At 29.9% G+C, this 19,356-nt stretch carries 18 protein-coding genes and 1 rRNA gene; 7 read left to right on the top strand and 12 right to left on the bottom strand.

The features are described from left to right. The first annotated feature begins 5 nt into the window (after positions 1–5). From H5J23_RS04760 to rrf, 7 genes are all read left to right on the top strand, one after another. Positions 6–1,526, top strand: a complete 1,521-nt coding sequence (locus tag H5J23_RS04760; RefSeq protein WP_084537650.1) for an ABC transporter ATP-binding protein — start codon at positions 6–8, stop codon at positions 1,524–1,526. Further along, positions 1,519–2,568 carry an ABC transporter permease gene (locus H5J23_RS04755; protein WP_255494350.1) on the top strand — a complete coding sequence of 350 codons (1,050 nt, stop codon included), beginning with the start codon at positions 1,519–1,521 and terminating at the stop codon, positions 2,566–2,568. The genes H5J23_RS04760 and H5J23_RS04755 overlap by 8 nt, the downstream gene beginning before the upstream one ends. Further along, positions 2,568–3,449, top strand: a complete 882-nt coding sequence (locus tag H5J23_RS04750) for an ABC transporter permease (protein ID WP_023050170.1) — start codon at positions 2,568–2,570, stop codon at positions 3,447–3,449. Before H5J23_RS04755 ends, H5J23_RS04750 begins: the two co-directional genes overlap by 1 nt. 21 nt (positions 3,450–3,470) lie before the next feature. Continuing rightward, complete coding sequence (locus H5J23_RS04745) at positions 3,471–4,379, top strand: DUF1385 domain-containing protein (protein WP_040406652.1); 909 nt, start codon at positions 3,471–3,473, stop codon at positions 4,377–4,379. A 128-nt stretch (positions 4,380–4,507) separates the two neighbouring features. Continuing rightward, positions 4,508–4,813, top strand: a complete 306-nt coding sequence (locus H5J23_RS04740; RefSeq protein ID WP_040406662.1) for a cysteine-rich small domain-containing protein — start codon at positions 4,508–4,510, stop codon at positions 4,811–4,813. Between the two features lie 31 nt (positions 4,814–4,844). Next, positions 4,845–7,415 carry an ATP-dependent chaperone ClpB gene (clpB, locus tag H5J23_RS04735; RefSeq protein WP_185891136.1) on the top strand — a complete coding sequence of 857 codons (2,571 nt, stop codon included), beginning with the start codon at positions 4,845–4,847 and terminating at the stop codon, positions 7,413–7,415. 65 nt (positions 7,416–7,480) lie between these two features. Next, positions 7,481–7,597, top strand: a 5S ribosomal RNA gene (gene rrf, locus H5J23_RS04730). A gap of 78 nt (positions 7,598–7,675) precedes the next feature. Here rrf and H5J23_RS04725 read toward each other — a convergent pair. The 12 genes from H5J23_RS04725 to gatC form a co-directional block, all read right to left on the bottom strand. After that, the gene (locus H5J23_RS04725) at positions 7,676–7,996 is read right to left on the bottom strand and encodes a cell division protein SepF (protein WP_023050166.1); all 321 of its coding nucleotides are present in this window, start codon (positions 7,994–7,996) and stop codon (positions 7,676–7,678) included. Positions 7,997–8,032: 36 nt separating this feature from the next. Then, positions 8,033–8,974, bottom strand: a complete 942-nt coding sequence (locus H5J23_RS04720; protein ID WP_185891134.1) for a bifunctional oligoribonuclease/PAP phosphatase NrnA — start codon at positions 8,972–8,974, stop codon at positions 8,033–8,035. Next, positions 8,974–9,876 (bottom strand): YitT family protein, encoded by a 903-nt coding sequence (locus H5J23_RS04715; RefSeq protein WP_185891132.1) that lies wholly within the window; start codon positions 9,874–9,876, stop codon positions 8,974–8,976. The genes H5J23_RS04720 and H5J23_RS04715 overlap by 1 nt, the downstream gene beginning before the upstream one ends. A 17-nt stretch (positions 9,877–9,893) precedes the next feature. After that, the gene (hprK, locus tag H5J23_RS04710; protein ID WP_023050163.1) at positions 9,894–11,816 is read right to left on the bottom strand and encodes an HPr(Ser) kinase/phosphatase; all 1,923 of its coding nucleotides are present in this window, start codon (positions 11,814–11,816) and stop codon (positions 9,894–9,896) included. An 11-nt stretch (positions 11,817–11,827) separates the two neighbouring features. Further along, positions 11,828–12,016, bottom strand: a complete 189-nt coding sequence (locus tag H5J23_RS04705; RefSeq protein WP_185891130.1) for a hypothetical protein — start codon at positions 12,014–12,016, stop codon at positions 11,828–11,830. After that, positions 12,016–13,251, bottom strand: a complete 1,236-nt coding sequence (locus H5J23_RS04700) for a folylpolyglutamate synthase/dihydrofolate synthase family protein (protein ID WP_185891128.1) — start codon at positions 13,249–13,251, stop codon at positions 12,016–12,018. Before H5J23_RS04700 ends, H5J23_RS04705 begins: the two co-directional genes overlap by 1 nt. A gap of 23 nt (positions 13,252–13,274) precedes the next feature. Further along, a complete protein-coding gene (locus H5J23_RS04695) occupies positions 13,275–13,970 on the bottom strand; it encodes a 5'-methylthioadenosine/adenosylhomocysteine nucleosidase (protein ID WP_023050160.1) in 696 nt (231 codons plus the stop codon). A gap of 8 nt (positions 13,971–13,978) precedes the next feature. Beyond that, entirely contained in the window at positions 13,979–14,854 is an 876-nt protein-coding gene (locus H5J23_RS04690; RefSeq protein ID WP_023050159.1) for a lysophospholipid acyltransferase family protein, read from the bottom strand. Between the two features lie 102 nt (positions 14,855–14,956). After that, positions 14,957–16,141, bottom strand: coding sequence for a L,D-transpeptidase family protein (locus tag H5J23_RS04685; RefSeq protein ID WP_023050158.1), 1,185 nt, complete (start codon positions 16,139–16,141; stop codon positions 14,957–14,959). Between the two features lie 10 nt (positions 16,142–16,151). Next, positions 16,152–17,597 carry an Asp-tRNA(Asn)/Glu-tRNA(Gln) amidotransferase subunit GatB gene (gene gatB, locus H5J23_RS04680; protein ID WP_185891127.1) on the bottom strand — a complete coding sequence of 482 codons (1,446 nt, stop codon included), beginning with the start codon at positions 17,595–17,597 and terminating at the stop codon, positions 16,152–16,154. Further along, entirely contained in the window at positions 17,597–19,042 is a 1,446-nt protein-coding gene (gene gatA, locus H5J23_RS04675) for an Asp-tRNA(Asn)/Glu-tRNA(Gln) amidotransferase subunit GatA (RefSeq protein WP_023050156.1), read from the bottom strand. Before gatA ends, gatB begins: the two co-directional genes overlap by 1 nt. Positions 19,043–19,063: 21 nt before the next feature. Beyond that, positions 19,064–19,354 (bottom strand): Asp-tRNA(Asn)/Glu-tRNA(Gln) amidotransferase subunit GatC, encoded by a 291-nt coding sequence (gene gatC / locus H5J23_RS04670; RefSeq protein ID WP_023050155.1) that lies wholly within the window; start codon positions 19,352–19,354, stop codon positions 19,064–19,066. Positions 19,355–19,356: the final 2 nt, after the last annotated feature.

Below are 19,356 nucleotides of genomic sequence, written 5' to 3'. Positions count from 1 at the left end.
TCTAAGTGAATAATTATATCTTAGAAATGCAACACATCAGAAAAACTTTCTTAGATGGAAAAGTTATCGCAAACGACGATATTACTTTAAAAATCTTAAAAGGTGAAAAACACGCTATTGTTGGTGAAAATGGAGCAGGAAAATCAACACTTATGAAAATGTTAAACGGTCTTTATACTCCTACTTCTGGTAAAATATTTTATCACGGAGAAGAAGTGCAAATAGATTCACCTAGTAAAGCTGCTGAATTAGGAATTGGTATGGTTTATCAACATTTTATGTTAGTTCCTACTTTAACTGTTGCTGAAAATATGATTTTAGGTGTTGAACCTAAAAAAGGCTTATCTTTAGACATCAATCAAGCTAGACAAGACGTTATTGATGTTTCTAAAAAATATGGACTTGCTATTGATCCTGATGCATTGGTATCAGACTTATCTATCGGTATGCAGCAAAGAGTCGAAATTTTAAAAATACTTTTCAAAGGGGCAAATCTATTGGTATTTGATGAGCCTACTGCTGTTTTAACTCCACAGGAGATTAAAGAGCTTTACAAAATTATGGATAATCTTATTGCTGAAGGAAAAACTATTATCTTTATATCACACAAACTTCAAGAGGTTTTAGATATTTCAGATAACATTACAGTTATTAGAAGAGGTAAAGATATTGCAAATTTCCCTACTAAAGAAGCTACTAAAGAGAAAATTGCAAATGCTATGGTTGGAAGAGCTGTGCTTTTCACTACAGAGAGACCTGAAGTTGAAATCGGTGAAGTTGTTCTTTCTGTGAAAGATGTCAGTGTTAAAGATCATCACAATGTAATAAAAGTTAATAATGCCTCTTTCGAAATAAGAAAAGGAGAGGTTTTAGGAATTGCTGGAGTTGAAGGAAGTGGACAAACTGAACTTGTTGAAGCTCTTACTGGACTTAAAGAGATTTGCTCTGGTGAAATGATCCTTGATAATGTTATCTTAAAAAAGAAAACACCTAGAAAAATATCTCAACTGGGATTGGCTCACATTCCTGAAGATAGGCATAAAAGAGCTGCTGTATCACAATTTAGTGTTATGGAAAACTTTGCTCTTGGTCTTGAAAGAGATGAGTATTCTAAATTTGGACTTTTAAACTTTTCTAAACTAAGAAAAGATGCAGAGATGTTTATGGAAAAATATGATGTTAGACCTAGAAGTGTTGACACTGAATTTGGTAGACTTTCTGGTGGAAATCAACAAAAGATTATAGTTGCTAGAGAGCTTGAAAAGAAAAATAATAATCTTATTATTGCTGGACAACCAACTAGAGGTGTTGATATCGGAGCTATCGAATCAATTCATAAATTAATCTTAAATGAAAAAGTAAAAGGAAAAGCTGTTATGGTTGTTTCCTCTGAATTATCTGAAATTTTGAATCTTTCAGATAAAATAGCAGTTATGTGTGCTGGAAAGATAACGGGAATTCTTTCTAGAGAAGAAGCAAATGAAGAAAAAATTGGAATACTTATGGCGGGTGGTAAACTTGATTAAAAACAAAAAGGTTTTAAATATTCTTGTTCCTATTATAGCAGTTTTATTAGCTTTATTAATTGGTGCAGGTATTATTCTATATATGGGTGAAAATCCTGTAAAAGCTTATTATTACTTATTTACTGGAGCCTTCGACGGACTTACTCCTATTGCAAGAACACTTTTAGAAGCGACTCCTCTTATTTTTACTGGACTTGGAGTTTTAGTTGCATTTAAAGGTGGTATGTTTAACATTGGTGCTCAAGGTCAGATGACTATGGCAGGTCTTACTGCTGCTGCCCTTGGTGGTTTTGTTGCTAATATCTTTATAAGCAATGTTTTTGTTATATTATTAATTGGTGGATTAGCTGGTTTCCTTTGGGCCGCAATTGCTGGTTGGTTAAAAGCTGAACTTGGAGTTCATGAGGTTATATCTACAATTATGCTTAACTATATCGCAGTTAGTTTTGAGCAGTACTGTTTAAACTATCCACTAAAGGCTCCTGGATTTAATCCTCAAACTCCTGCAGTTGTTGAAGCTGCAAGACTAGGAAAATTATTAGATGTTAGAGTTCCTTTAAATTATGGATTTATTCTTGCCTTAGTTGCAGTATTTTTAGTTTGGTTTATTTTAGAAAAAACAGTTTTAGGATATCATATTAAAGCTGTTGGTTTTAATCCTACTGCTGCTGAAAATAATGGAATAAATGTAAAAAAAATCATCATTTTAACTCTTGGTATATCAGGATTCCTTGCTGGTCTTGGTGGTGTTGAAAGAGTTCTTGGTGGTGTTGGTCAATATGCTTATAAGACAGGATTAACTGCTACTTATGGATTTGATGGAATTGCAGTTGCTCTTCTTGGTAAAAATACTCCTATCGGTGCTTTATTGGCTGCTATTTTATTTGCTGCTCTTAGAGTTGGTGGTAGAGCTATGCAATTTAATACAAGTATTCCAAGTCAAATGGTTATAATGATTCAAGCAATTATTATTTTATTAATTGCTGCTGAAAATATGATTAGATCTTGGTTGGAAAAAGGTTCAAAAGGAGGAGCTGAGTAATGGTAAGTATTATTATAAGTTTAATTTTAGCCACAATCAGACAAGCTGCTCCAATTCTTATAACAGCTATTGGTGGTATGTTTTCTGAAGTTTGTGGAGTTGTTAATATTGGTCTTGAGGGAATGATGCTTATTGGTGCTTTCTCTTCAGCTGTTGTTTCTTATTATACAGGAAGTTGGGTTCTAGGAATTTTAGCTGGTGCTATATCTGGTGGATTAATTGCTCTAGTTCATGCTATAATAAGTATTAAATATAGAGGTAATCAAACTGTATCTGGTGTTGCTATCAACCTTTTTGCATCTGGATTCACTATTTTCATGCTAAGAGTTCTATTTGAACAAGCATCTAATAGTCCATCTGCAACTAGAATTCCATTACTATTTGACTTCTCTTTATTAATTTATATTATTTACGGATTAGCTATTTGGTCTGGTTACTTTTTATATAAAACAGTTACTGGTCTTAGAATGAGAGCCGTTGGAGAGTATCCTTTAGCTGCTGATACTGTTGGTATTAGTGTTGCTAAAGTTAGATATTTTGGTGTTGTTATGTCTGGTGTTTTTGCTGGTCTTGGTGGAACATATTTAGCTATTGGAGCTCTTAGTCAGTTTTCAAAAGAGATGTCAGCTGGAAGAGGATTTATTGCTCTTGCTGCTCTTGTTTTTGGAAAGTGGAAACCAAAAGGTGTTCTATTTGCTAGTTTATTATTTGGATTTGCAGATGCAGCTCAAACTGTTATTCAACAATATGTAACATTTATTCCTCCACAGTTCATTCAAATGATTCCATACTTATTAACTCTTCTAGCTCTTGCTGGAGTGGTTGGAAAAGCAGTTGCACCAAGTGCTTCTGGAAAACCTTATGACAAAAATACAATCTAATTAAATTTATGGATGGTGACAATGAGTAAAGAAAAATTTTCAAGCGTAGGTGGACAAGCAGTTATAGAGGGAGTTATGATGAGAAATGCAGATCTTCTTGCTACAGCTGTTAGAAAACCCAATGGTGATATAGTTTATAAAAAAACAAAAATATCGAAAAGTAGAAATAAACTTTCTACTATCCCTTTTATCAGAGGTGCAATAACTCTATTTGACTCTTTAGTATTAGGAGTTAAGGAGCTTACTTTTTCAGCTAATCAAGCTGAAGTGGAAGAAGAGCAATTATCTCAAAAAGAGGCTGTTATGACTACCATTGTTTCTTTAGCTTTGGGAATTGGTCTTTTTATTGTTCTTCCCTCTGTTATAAGTAGTTTTTTATTTAGAGATAATAAAATTCATAGTAATCTTTTAGAAGCTGGTTTAAGACTTTCATTCTTTGTGTTATATATATTTTTAATCTCTTTTTCAAAAGATATTCAAAGAGTTTTTCAATATCATGGTGCTGAACATAAATCAATTTATGCATACGAGCAGCATTTAGAATTAACTCCTGAAAATGCAAAGAAATTTACAACACTACATCCTAGATGTGGTACTAGTTTTTTATTAATTGTTATGTTTATTGCAATTATTGTTTTTACTGGTCTTGATTTTATACTACCTCCTCCAACTAGTTTTGTAACAAAACTTTTTACTAAAGTTATTTTAAGAGTTCTTTTTATGCCTCTAATAGCAGGTATATCTTATGAACTTCAAAGATACACTAGTAATCATTTGGATAACTGGTTAGTTAAATTAATTGCTGCACCTGGAATGGCTCTTCAAAGAATAACAACAAAAGAACCTGATCTTCAGCAATTAGAAGTAGCTATTGTTGCTATTAAGGTAGTTTTAAATGAACCTGTTGAAAATGCTATAGAAGTGTATTAATATTATATATTAAACATTTAAAAACAGTCTAAATTTTTTATTTAGACTGTTTTTTTGTTTATTTCTCTTGATTTAATTATTCAAGAGTAGTATATTTTAGATATAGATTTTTTATTTTTTTGGGAGGTATTATGAACTATAAATTTAATCAAAATAAAAATTGTGAATTTTTTCCATGTCATAAAATGGAGAATACTGAGAACTTTAACTGCTTATTTTGTTATTGTCCACTTTATATGCTAGGAAATGAGTGCGGAGGTAAGTATAAATATACAGCTGGTGGAATTAAAGATTGTTCTGACTGCATTCTTCCTCATATAAAAGATGTTGGTTACGATCATATACAAAAGAAAATGATGGAAGTCATTGAAATTGTTAGAAACGAACATCTAAAAGAGATTGGAGAAGAGGACAAAATAATCAGCTTAAAATAATTTAATTATCTTTTATTAAGAGGTGATATTTATGAATCCGAATAATTTTACAGAAAACTCGATGCTTGCATTAACTGATGCACAAACTATTGCTCAAACTTATATGCAGCAAAGCATTAAACCCGAAATTTTAGCACTAGCTTTAGTTGCTCATAAAGAGGGATTAATTGTTAGGGTTTTAACAAAAATGGGAGTTAATACAAATTCTTTACAAAATAGTTTAGAAGATCTTTGTAATAAACTTCCAAAAATTCAAGGAGCTACTAATACTTCAATTGGATTAGACTCTAAAACAAATGAAATTTTAATGGAAGCTCAAAAACTTATGCAATTAATGGGAGACTCATATATTAGTGTAGAACATATATTTCTCTCTTTACTTGACAACACTAGTTTTTTAGCAAAATTAGGAATTGACCGTATTCTATTTGAAAAAACTATTTTAGAGATTAGAGGAAATAAAAAAGTTGATTCTCCTAATCCTGAAGTTAAGTATGAAGTTTTAGAAAAGTATGGTCGAGATTTAGTTGAATTAGCTCGTCAAGGTAAAATTGACCCTATTATAGGTCGTGATAGTGAAATTAGAAGAACTATCCAAATTATTTCTAGAAGAACTAAGAACAATCCTGTATTAATTGGTGAACCTGGAGTAGGTAAAACTGCTATTGCTGAAGGTTTCGCACAAAGAATATTAAATGGAGACGTTCCAGATTCTTTAAAAAATAAAAAGGTTTTCTCTTTGGATATGGGTTCACTAATTGCTGGTGCTAAGTTTAGAGGAGAATTTGAAGAGCGTTTAAAAGCTGTTTTAAAAGAAGTAGAAGATTCTAACGGTGAAATTATTCTATTTATAGATGAAATACATACAATCGTTGGAGCTGGAAAATCTGATGGTGCTATGGATGCCGGTAACTTATTAAAACCTATGTTAGCAAGAGGAGAAATAAAAGTTATTGGAGCAACAACATTAGATGAATATAGAAAATATATTGAAAAAGATCCAGCTTTAGAGAGACGTTTTCAAGTAGTTATGGTTAATGAACCAACTGTTGAAGACACAATCTCTATTTTAAGAGGTATCAAGGAGAAATTTGAAGTTTACCATGGTATAAGAATAACTGACGGTGCTATTGTTGAGGCCGCCGTTCTTAGTCACAGATATATTCCTGATAGACAATTACCTGATAAAGCAATTGATCTTATAGATGAAGCTGCAGCTATGATTAGAACTGAGATGGACTCTATGCCAGAAGAGTTAGACCAATTAACAAGAAAAGTTATGCAATTAGAAATTGAAAAAGAAGCTCTAAAAAAAGAAACTGATCCATATTCTAAGGAAAGACTAGAAATTTTAGAAAAAGAACTTTCTAGTTTAACAGAACAGAAATCACTTTTAAAAGCACAATGGGAAAATGAAAAACAAGATTTAAATAAAGTTAAAGATATTAAAGCTGAAATTGAAAAAGTTAAGCTTGAAATTTTAGAAGCTGAAAGAAAATACGATTTAAATAGATTAGCTGAATTGAAATATGGTAAATTAGCTACTCTTGAAAAAGAACTTATACAAGAGCAAGAACGTCTTGAAGAAGTTCCAATTAATAGACTTGTTAAACAAGAAGTTGGAGTTGAAGAAATTTCAGAGGTTATATCTAAATGGACAGGTATTCCACTTTCTAAACTTATGGAAAGTGAAAAGGAGAAACTTTTAAAATTAGAAGATAACTTAAATGCTAGAGTTATTGGACAAGAAGAAGCTGTTAAAGCCGTATCTGAGACTATTTTAAGAGCTCGTGCTGGTCTTAAAGACCCAAATAGACCAATTGGATCTTTTGTATTCTTAGGACCTACTGGTGTTGGTAAAACTTACTTAGCTAAATCTCTAGCTTACTTCTTATTTGATGACGAAGAAAATGTAATAAGAATAGATATGAGTGAATATATGGATAAGTTCTCGGTTACTAGATTAATTGGTGCCCCTCCAGGATATGTTGGTTATGAAGAGGGTGGACAGTTAACTGAAGCAGTTAGAAGAAAACCATACTCTGTTATTCTTTTTGATGAAATTGAAAAAGCTCATCCTGATACTTTCAATATACTTTTACAGGTTTTAGATGATGGTAGATTAACTGATGGGCAAGGAAAAGTTGTTGACTTTAAAAATACTTTAATTATTATGACATCTAATATTGGAAGTCATTTAATTTTAGAAGACCCTAGTTTAAAAGAGGAAACTAGATTTAATATTAATCAAATGCTTCTTTCTAATTTTAGACCTGAATTTTTAAATAGAATAGATGAAACTATAATATTTAGAGGTCTTGGACTTAAAGAGATTAAAAACATTGTTCGTCAACTTTTAAAAGCTTTAGAAAATAAATTAAAAGATAGAAAAATCAACTTTAAAATTACTGATAATGCTGCTGAATTTTTAGCTAAAACTGCATATGATCCTCAATTTGGTGCTAGACCATTAAGAAGATATATTCAAAAATATATTGAAACTGAAATAGCTAAAATCATCTTAAAAGGAGATGTTAAAGAAAGAGAAACTGTTGAAGTTGATTATAAAGATGAAGAGCTTATCTTTAATATTATTCATTAAGAAAAATGGACTTCGGTCCATTTTTTTTGTTGACATTTTATAAAAAAAATGGTATTATTATATAGCTTGGCAACGATAGCTACGGAGGTACACCCAGTAACATTTCGAACCTGGAAGTTAAGCCCGTAAACGCCGAAAGTACTTGGGGGGCAGCCCCCTGGGAGGATAGGTAGTTGCCAAGCTTTTTTATTGGCTGATTAAATAAAAAACTAAAAATATCTTAGTGTAAAAAAAGGGACTTTAAAAAGTCCCTTTTTTATCTATCTTCTATGATATCTTGGAATAATCTCTTCCTCTTCATCAAATCTTGGATTTGTTATATTATTTGATAACTCTTTATAATCTAACTCATATGATTTATTTTTTGGAATTGAACAATATATTTTATCTCCAGGATTAATTATTTGTCCCTCTTGTATATGTACAGCCCCACTAATAAAATCTAGAACTCTCTGAGATTTCTCAGAATCTAAATCACATAAATTTATATGAACTATCTTTTCAGATTTTATATGCTCTACACATTTTAAACAATCCTCAAATCTAGTGGGTTTTAAAAAAATTATATCAAAATCTGCCATTTACACACCCTCCTTTTTTATAAAATTATACACTATTTATAAATTTTCTACTACTTTTTTTATAATTTCCTCTGGTGAAAGTTCAGTTGTGAAGCCTGCTGCCTTTATATGGCCTCCACCACCAAAAATTCCTGCTATTTTATTAACATCTATATTATGCTTGCTTCTTAAACTACCTTTTATTTTTCCGCTTTCTTCCTCTCTTAAAAAAAGAGAAACTTCGCTTCCACTATAGTTAATTAACTCTTCTACGATTCCTTCTGTATCATCTTTTATAGCATTTAAATTCTTTAATGCTTCAAAAGATAAATAGAAATACATTAATTTTTTTTCCTCTACAAATACCATTTCGCTTAATGCTTTCCCTAAAACTTTCATTCTTTCATAAGATTTTGTTTTAAAAAAATCATTTACAATTTTATTATTATTTACACCTATTCTCATTAATTCAGAAGCTACTAAAAATGTTTTGTCTGTTACATTACTATGAGCAAAATTTCCTGTATCATTTACCAACCCTAAATAAATTGCTTCACCCATCTCTAAAGTAATTTCTATATCCAAATCTTTTAAAATTGAGTACATAATCTCCGAAGTTGAAGAGATATCTTTTACTATATTAATATCTCCATATTTTGGATTACTTATATGATGATCTATATTTATCTTAAATATATCTCCTATTAATTTTGCAACTTTTCCTACTCTTTCTATTGTAGCAGAATCAACAAAAATAGCTAAATCATAATTTGGATTTATAACATCCTCTATTTTTTTTATTCTATCACATCCTTTTAAAAAGGCGATATTTTTTGGAACATCATCTTGTAAAACAAAATCTATTCTTTTTTCTGGATATTTTTTTTCAAGTCCTAATAAAAGAGCTAATCCAGCTCCTACTGTATCTCCATCTGGATTTACGTGCCCTACAATAATTATATTATTGCTCTGGTCTATCTTTTCCTTTATTTCTTTCATTATTTTTCCTTTCTATTTTTTAAAGTACTATCTATATCGAAAGTATAACCTCTTCCTAGTACCTCATGGACGTCTGAAACAACAACAAAAGCCTCTTTATCAACCTCTGTTATAAGCTCTTTTAATAAAAAAATCTCTCTATTTCTAAGAACTGTTGTTACCACATCTCTTCTACTTTTTGAATATAATGCTTCTGCTTGGTAATAATTTCCTGTTTTTCCTAAGTCTTCAACAATTATTTTTCGTACTTTTTCAACTTCAGAAGTTACTATATATGCCATTTTAGCATTCCCTAAACCATTTATTAACTTATTTATAACTATCCCTGTTGCATATAAATTTATTAGGGCATATAATGCTTTTTCTGCACCAAAAATATATGCAGCTAATAAAACTACTGTTGAATCTATCAGTATCAATGCTTGACCTATGGGAATTCTAAAAAATTTATTTAAAATTCCTGAAATTATATCGCTACCACCTGTTGTTCCACCATTTTTTATAACAGTTCCTAACCCTATTCCCATTAAAAGTCCTCCGTATAGAGTTCCTAAAAAAATATTACTAGGATTTGTAAAGTCTATAACCTTATCTATTTCAGGTACAACCTTTTTTATCAATTCAACATTTAAAGATAAAAATGAAATTCCAGCTAAAGTTTTAGCTCCATATGATCTTCCAAAAATTTTAACTCCTATTATGAATAATGGTATATTTATAACAAATATCAACGTTCCAACAGGTATTCCTGTTACATAATTTATTAAGATTGAAAGACCTGTTGCTCCACCAGGTGCTAAATTAGATGGTACTAAAAATGCATTTATGGCTATTGAAGCAATTAATGTCCCTATATAGATGTAGATATACTCTCTCAAAATCTTAAGTTTATTTCTTTTCAATTTAAATCCCCCGATTCTTAATCATTATAATTTTTATTTTTTAATTCTTTCAAGTAAACTTCTTCCGAATTATATCCCATTCTCTTGGCCATAAGATTCATTACAGCAATCTCTACCATGGCTGCTGCATTTCTACCAGAAGATATATATAATTTTATTTTAGGAATCTCATTTCCTAATAAAACTTCTGTTGACTCTTGATAATCCATAGCAGTTAAATAATCTTCACTTTTTAACTCTTGAAGTTCAATTATCATATCAAGTCTCTTACTAATTCTAACCGCTCCTACACCATATAATGCTTTAACATCAATAATTCCCAATCCACGTATCTCCATGAAATATGGTAATTTTGATGCTCGTCCTGTTATGTCACCTATTACACCTTTTTCAAATCGAACTGAATCATCAGCTATCAATCTATGTCCTCTGTGAATAAGCTCCAAGGCTGTTTCACTTTTTCCAATTCCACTTTTTCCTGTTAAAAGAACTCCAAATCCATATAATTCTACAAAAACTCCATGTACAGAAGTAGATGGTGCAAAATAATTTTCTAAATAAGCACTAAAAGTAGCCACAACATGACTCGGTCTATCTAATTTTGTTTCCAATAATATAATTTTCTTTTCAATAATTTTATTTAAAAAGTAATCTGGGATATTTTTAACTCCAGAGATTATAATTGCTGGAAAATCTTCATCTAAATATTTCTCTAAATTCTTCTCTTTGTCTTTCGGTGATATACTATCTAAATATTTAAATTCAGTTTCAGTGAACAACTGTAATCCTTTATATCCTTCCTCTTCATACATATCAAAATAACCTGTAAGGGCTAATGATGGTCTATAAACTCCTGTTGTTGTAATATATCTGTTATCTAAAAACTCTTCTCCATTTAAAACATTTAAATTAAATCTAGATTTTATATATCTAACTGGCATACTTGTTTTATCATTCACAACTAAACCTCTCTTTTTATTTTCTCTGTTTTCTTCAATTAATTTTTTAGACTCTTTCCAAAAATACTCTGCTGAATTTACTCCTGTTTTCTTTAGTCTGTAGTTTATAGCTGCCGTTTCAATTATAATAGCTAAATTTCTACCTTTTCTTACTGGTAATGTTACTTTAGGTATCTTAAATCCTAGATATTCCTCATATACTTCATCTAATCCCAATCTATCATAGAATTTTTTTTCATCCCATTTCTCAAGTTCGACTAATAAAGTTATTTTTTTTCTTTTTCTTGTACTCTTTATTCCAAAGTGTGTTGTAACATCTATATCATTCCCATCTTTTCCAAAAAGATAAAAATGACTATCACCACTTTCTTTATCTGCTGTATTAGATCCTAATATAAATCTATTAGCTATATTTTGAACTTTTAATCTAGTATCTGTTATAAATTTATGGCCCCTTTCTAAAAGCTCCACTGTTGCACCAAGCCTTGCATCTTCATAACCTTTTAATAATATTCCAACTCCATATATATCAAGCAATATACAGTTATCGATTATTATCTCTTCAGCTAATACTTTTTGCAAATAAAATTTAGCATTTCTAATAAATTCAATAGTTTTATTATTTGATTTTAATACAGGTTTTCTATATTTTTTAGCTATCTCTACAATTTCATCTACTATATTATTTTCCACAGTTACAATTAATGTTGGAAAAGGATAACTTAAATATTTTTCAAGAATCTCTTTTCTTTTAGTTCTTTCCATTCGCTCTAAATATCCAATCTCTTTTCTACCTAAAACATTTATATTACTTTGTAACTCTTCTCCCTCCGAAAAGAAACCACTTAATTCGTATCCTACTCTATAAACACTTTGAGTTTTTATCTCTTTTTCCATATTTACATCTATTAATGGAATCAACCCTAAAACATTAGCTAAATCTTTAACTTTTGGAAATTTTCTTACCCTAATTCTTTCCATTTTAAGCTCCTCTAGTTATTTTTATAGAAATCATTACTTCTTTCTTTATATGTCCCATCGATTTTTTCTAAAAACATGTTTTTGTGTTGCTCTCTTTTTATATATTCATTCCTTAAAATAATTATGTGTTCGTATAAAAAATATCCAATCACTAAAACTATTACGAATGTAAAAATTTTTAAAAAAATTCTACTCTTCATTATTTTAATACTTCCTCTTTAAATTTACTCAATAAATAAAATGAACCACAAAGTAAAATAACTTTCTTATTGTCTATTTTGGCTAAATTAAATGCTTCATTTATATCCTCTTTATAATCTTTATCTATTTTATTAGATTTTTCAAATAATTCTAAAGCACTTTGCCCTCTAGAATTTTCAGCTAATGAGGTAAAAATAATTTTACTTACACTATTTTCTAAAATTTCTAGAATTTTTTTAGAGTCCTTATCCTTTAGTATTGATACTATTGCTACAATTTCATTCTTCTTAAATCCTACTTTTAAAGTATCACAAAGTGTTTTCATTCCATCTTCATTATGAGCTCCATCTAATATAAGAATATTTTTATCAGTAGATATTATTTCAAATCTGCACTGCCATTTAACTTTTTCTACTCCTTTTTGTATTACCTCTGGTTTTATACCTAACTCATTTAAAACTTCATAGGCACACAAAAAGTTTTTATATTGGTAATCTCCAAATAATGAAAATTTATATGAAATACCATCCACTTCAATAACTGTTTTATATTTCATAAAATCTAAAACATATTTAGAGTCTTTATATTTTTCAATTACATTTACATACGTTTTAGCTTTTTCTTCAATTCCTTTTAAAAATTCTAAATCAGAACTTCCTACAATAACTTTAGAATTTTTCTTTATTATTCCAGCTTTTTCACAAGCTATTTCATATATATTTTTTCCTAAAAAATCAGTATGATCTAGACTAACATTTGTAATTACACAAATATCGCTTTCAATAATATTAGTAGCATCAAATCTTCCACCCATACCAACTTCTATTACTGCATACTCCACTTTTTTATCAGAAAAATACTTAAACATCATAGCCGTTGTAACTTCAAAAAATGTTGGAGTTAATCTTAACTCTTTAATTACTGATTTTACATAGGCATAATAATATGCTATATCTTCATCGCTTATTTCAATACCATTAACCGATATTCTTTCGTTAAATTTTAAAATATGGGGGGATGTATATTTCCCAACTTTTCTTCCATCTTCTATTAAAACCTGCTCTATTGTTGTTGATGTTGAGCCTTTTCCATTTGTTCCTGCCACATGAATAGTTTTATAATCTTTTTGAGGATTTCCCATAGCTTCGCAAATATCTTCAATATTTTTCAAACCTAGTTTTATTCCATGCAGTGAATAGGAATATAACTCGTTCAATAGTTTTTCAATATCCATACATTTCCCCCTTGATATACAATTTATATTAGTTCCAACATTCCTTCTATTATTATTTTTGAATTTTGTGCTGCTAATTTTACAAATTCATCAAAATTCATATTTGCATCGTGATTAGCTTTATCTGATATTGATCTTATTATTACAAAAGGTTTGTTTAAAACATAACATACATGAGCTACTGAAGCTCCTTCCATCTCTGTACACTCACCTACAAATGTATCTCTTAACCATTTTATTTTATCATTTGATGCTACAAACTCATCTCCACTTACAATTGTTCCTGTAAATACTCTTTCTTTTCCAAAATTCTTTTCAGCAACTTTTTTAGCTAACTCTATTAACTCTTTATCAGCTTTAAATTTAGAGTTCTCCATTCTAGGTATTACTCCATAATCATATCCAAATGCTGTACAGTTAAAATCATGCTCTATTAAATCTGTTGATACAACTATATCTCCAATATTTATATCTGGATTCAAGCCTCCAGCTACACCAGTAAATAAAACTTTATCAACTTTAAACTCCTGTATTAATAGTGTTGAACATATTGCTGCATTTACTTTTCCAATTCCACACTCAACCAATACAATCTCTTTTCCTAATAAAGTTCCTCTATAAAACTTATATCCTCCTAGCTCTCTAGTTTCATTTAAAACCATGGCCTCTTTTAATTGAATTACCTCTTCATTCATTGCACCAATTATACCTAATAACATTTTTCCTCCTAGCCTTTTATATTCTCATTTTTTATTTTTTTATAAAGTTTCCATCTATCATGGAACCACATCCATTGATTTGGATGATTTTTTATTATATTCTCTATTAAATTCATCATAAGTTGAGTATTAACTTTTACATCATTTTTAAATGAATTTGTTCTAACTAATTCTAACTCTTTTGTAAAATATGTTGTACAAGTATTATCCTCATGCATTACATTATAACCTATAACTATTGGTAAATTATGTTTTAATGCTATATTTATAGCTCCTGTTGGTGAAACAGTTTCTTCTCCAAAAAAATTAACTGTTGCTCCCTTATCTCTGTGATCTGAAAATAATGCAATCACATTTTTTTCTTCTATTTGCTCTAATAAATCTCTAGAAGTTTGCTTAGATTTTTTTAATAATACTACATTTAACTTTCTTCTTGCTTCTGTTATAAAATTATCTATATATGGATTTCTTTGAGCTTTTGCTACAGTTACACTTTTGTATTTCTCACCAGCTTTTAAACTAGCTTCCATATTTCCCATATGTATAAGAGCAACAACAATTCCATTTCCATTCTCTTTTACCGAAGATACTCGATCAAAATCCTCTAACTCTACATTTGTTTTTAAGTAATCTTCAAACCATAATGTTGAAATAAAAGCTTTTGCCATTATTTTATATGACTCTTTTGCTATTTTTTTTCTTTCTTCATACGTTTTATCTGGAAAAGCCAGCTTTAAATTTGCCAAGGCTATTAATCTTCTCTTTTTTATAAGATAATAACCTATAATTCCTAATTTCTCAGCAAATTTAAACCTTGTTTTTTCTGGAAATAGAAGTAAAATATAACGAAAAATTTTAAATATTAAATACTGAATTTTATACATTTTTTTATCACCTATCTCTATTAATTTAACAAATTTATTATATCATAGAATAGAAAGTTATGCTATTTTTATAAGAAAGGGTGAGCTTTCGCTCACCCTTCATTAAAATACTATAACCATTACATTTTCATCTGGTCTTTGTTCATTAGATTTTCTATTAACTTTTCCATTTGTTACCCAGTCAAAAAGAAACTTAATATGAGATTCCATATTTCTAATACACTTTCTAGTTCCTTCAACTGTTCCTAATGTTCCGTCTTTTTCTCTCAAGAAAAAGTCTCTATTTATATTTTCTTCAAAGTTAATTGGCGTTCCATGAATATATCCTCCACCTGAAAAACGTATTGCATATTTTGCCATTCCAGCTGCATTATTATACTCATCTCTGTATCCCATTTCATACTTTAACACTGGAACTATAAAATATCCTCTAGGAGTTTCAAATCCTAAAGTACTTTCCATACCAGTTTTATTTAATGTATAAGAAATTAACTCCCACTGACCTTCAGAATTCTTTTGGAAAATACCTTGATTTTCATTTTCTAAATCTATTACAATAGCTTTTCTAAAATTTGCATTAACTGCAGGGTATCTTGTGATAGCATTTTTACTTACTTTCAATGGTTTTTCTGCAATTGAAAGAGTATTTACATAAACATCATTACCACTTGTAGATTCAATTGACATTAATGATCTATCTGGTATAAATATTGTTTCACCATTATAGCTCGCTCTAGCATTCTGATCTGCTGAAACTCCATACTTATCTTTAATTCTACTCATATTCTGGTTACTAGGATTTGGAACATATGTATTTATTGATACTAGTTCTTTTCCCTTTGCCGCTTCTGATTGTAAGAATTGAGATAATTTATGCACTTTATTGTTCATCTCTTCAAATTTAAATCTTCTCAATGTTACTAACATTGCCGAGATATAACCTTCAACTCTATTTCCATTCTTATCTTTTAGTTCTACTTTATACCATTCATTTTTATTTGATTCAACTTTCTCTAAAACCTTTAATTTTGTATTAAATGGAAATCTTACAATCTCTTTAGAATATATTGATGAATCTTGTCTAATGGGTGCATCTACACTTTTTATAAAAACATAGTTTAAATACTCTGGCTCAGCCTCATTATTCATTATATTTACGTGAACACTCATTGGTATTACATTTTCATACTTCTCTTTTAACGTTTTAGTAACAGCATGAAGTGGTTGTGATAAAAAAGTAAGTCCTAAAATCATAATCCCTAAAGAGATTAATTTGCTTTTTTTCATTATAACCCACCTATTTTAATTTTGATTCCATTAGTTCTGTAACTATCTTAGGATTTGCTTTTCCTTTTGATAATTTCATAACTTGTCCAATTAATCCTTTTAAAACTCTTGGTTTTCTACCTTCATCAGAGTTTTTAAAGTCTTCTACCATCTTAGGATTTTCATTTAATACTTGATCTACTATTCCTTCAATCTCTCCTAAGTCAACAACCTGTATCATCCCTTCTTCTTTTACTATAACTTCTGGATCTCTATCATCATTTAATTTTATAGTAAATAGCTCTTTAGCTATTTTAGAAGAGATAATCTCTTTTTGAATAAGATTTATTATTTTTCCTAAATCTTCAGAATTTATTTTAGATTCTTCTATAGATCTTCCACTCTCTTTTAACTCTCTTAAAACTTCTGTCATTATCCAGTTTGATGAAAGTTTAGCATTATCAGTAACTTTTACCACTCTTTCAAAATAGTCAGCTAACTCAATCTCATCTGTTAATATATTTGCATCATATTCTGGCAATGCATAAGTTTCAATAAATCTTTTTAATTTTGCCGATTTTGATTCAGGCATTAATCCTTTTACTCTTTCAATTTCTTCATCTTTTATAACAAGCTTTGGAAGATCTGGTTCAGCAAAGTATCTATAGTCCATTGCATCCTCTTTGCTTCTCATTATTCTTGTTACTTGAGCATCATCATCCCAAAGTCTAGTTTCTTGATCAATAGTTCCACCGTTTTCGATAGCCTCAATCTGTCTTCCTATCTCATAGTCAATAGCTCTTGCAACTGCTTTAAATGAGTTTAAGTTTTTTACTTCAACTCTTGTACCAAAAACTTTACTTCCTTTTTCCATAACAGATATATTTGCATCACATCTTAGAGATCCTAATTCCATTGATACATCACTTATTCCAGTATATTTTATTGTACTTTTTAAAAGGTTTAAATACTCATAAGCCTCTTCAGAGCTTCTTAAATCTGGTTCAGATATTATTTCTAAAAGAGGCATTGATGCTCTATTGAAGTTTATTAATGATTCAGACCCTGCATGTATAGATTTTCCTGCATCCTCTTCTATTTGTATTCTAGTAATTCCAACAGTGAACTCTCTACCTGAATTTAACTTTACATCTAAAAATCCTTTTTCACAATATGGTTTTTCAAATTGAGTAATCTGATAATTTTTAGGAGTATCTGGGTAGAAATAATTTTTTCTATCAAATCCACTTACATTATTGATTTTACAATTTAAAGCTAATGCCGCTTTTACAGCATATTCAACTACTTTTTTATTTAACTTTGGTAACGCTCCTGGATGTCCTAAACATATTGGACATGTATGCGTATTTGTTGGTGAATTATCATAGTCTGCACTACATCCACACCAAACTTTTGTTCCTGTTTTTAATTGAAGGTGTACTTCAAGTCCTATTACCGATTCCCACTGTCTCGCCATTACACTCTCTCCTTTATCGCTTTTTCAAAAGCATCTCCTGCTTTTAAGATATCTTTTTCTCCAAATGCTTTTCCTAATAATTGTATTCCAACTGGTAATCCTTCAGTCATTCCTGCTGGTATTGAAATTCCTGGTATTCCTGCTAGGTTTGCTGGTATCGTAAAGATATCCTCTAAGTATAACTCTACTGGAGTCTTTTTTGCATCCAATCTAAAAGCAGGTCCTGGTGTTACTGGAGTGAATATAATATCAACCTTTTCAAAAGCTTTATCAAAGTCATTTTTTATTAATCTTCTAACTTTTTGAGCCTTCTTAAAATATGCATCAAAGAATCCTGCACTTAAAACATATGTTCCTATCATAATTCTTCTTTTTACTTCATCTCCAAATCCTTCACTTCTAGATTTTGTATATAACTCATCTATATTTGAAGCATTTTTTGTTCTATGTCCATATCTAACACCATCGAATCTAGCTAAATTTGAACTAGCTTCTGCTGGAGCTAATACATAGTATGTCGGAGCTGCATATTTTGTATGCGGTAATGATATTTCTACTATCTCTGCACCTAAAGATTTAAAAGTTTCTAAAGCTTCATCTACAACCTTTTTTACTCCTGGATTTAGTCCCTCTATGAAGTATTCTTTCGGCACACCAATCTTCATTCCTTTTATATCTCCAGTTAAATAATCTAAATAATTTGGAACTTCTACTTCTTCAACTGTAGAATCATAATCATCTACTCCTGCTAACGTATTTAAAGCTAAAGCTACATCTTTAACTGTTTTAGCAAATGGACCAATCTGATCTAGAGATGAGGCAAATGCCATAAGACCATATCTAGAAATTCTTCCATAAGTTGGTTTTAATCCAACTACTCCACAAAATGATGCTGGTTGTCTAATACTTCCACCTGTATCTGACCCTAGAGATATATAACATTGGTTTGAAGCAACTGATGTAGCTCCTCCTCCACTACTCCCTCCAGGAACTCTATCTAAATCCCAAGGGTTTTTAGTTGTTTTTTCATAAGCAGATGTTGTTGTTGTTGAACCCATAGCGAATTCGTCCATGTTTGTTTTTCCTATTATTATTGCATCTGCATCTTTTAATTTTTTTACAACTGTAGCGTCATATATTCCTTCATATCCTTCTAATATCTTAGAAGCTGATTGTGATGGTTCTCCAATTGATACCATGTTATCTTTTATGGCTACTGGAATTCCTGCTAAAGCTCCTACAGTTTCTCCATTTTGTATTTTATAATCAACGGCTTTTGCTTCTTCTATCGCTTTTTCTTTTCTAAGAGATACAAAACTTCCAATCTCACCATCAGTTTCTTCTATTCTATCAAAAATAGCTTTAACAACCTCTTCAGATGTTAATTCTCTATTTAATATTTTTTCTTTTATTTCAAAAGCTGTTAACTCGTATATCTTTTTCACAGAAAAATCCTCCTTTAAAATTTATTCTCCAACTACCTTAGGTACTATTAGTGCTCCATCCTCTGAAGCAGGTGCATTTTTCATAGCTTCCTGAACAGTTAAAGACTCTCTTATTATATCTTCTCTTAACTTAACTCCAGTTTCATGAATTTGTACTAATGGTTCAACCTCATCAGTATTTATTTCACCTAAAACATCTATATACTCTAATATATTATTTAGGTCTGCTTGGAATCTTATAATTTCCTCTTCATTAAATTCTAATCTCGCTAATTTAGCTACGTTTAGAACCTCTTCTCTTGTTAAAGACATCT

It is taken from the genome of Cetobacterium sp. 2G large (assembly GCF_014250655.1).
GTDB classification, from domain to species: domain Bacteria; phylum Fusobacteriota; class Fusobacteriia; order Fusobacteriales; family Fusobacteriaceae; genus Cetobacterium_A; species Cetobacterium_A somerae.
The sequence above is the reverse complement of the archived record's forward strand: the minus strand, read 5'-3'. Positions and strand labels throughout refer to the sequence as shown.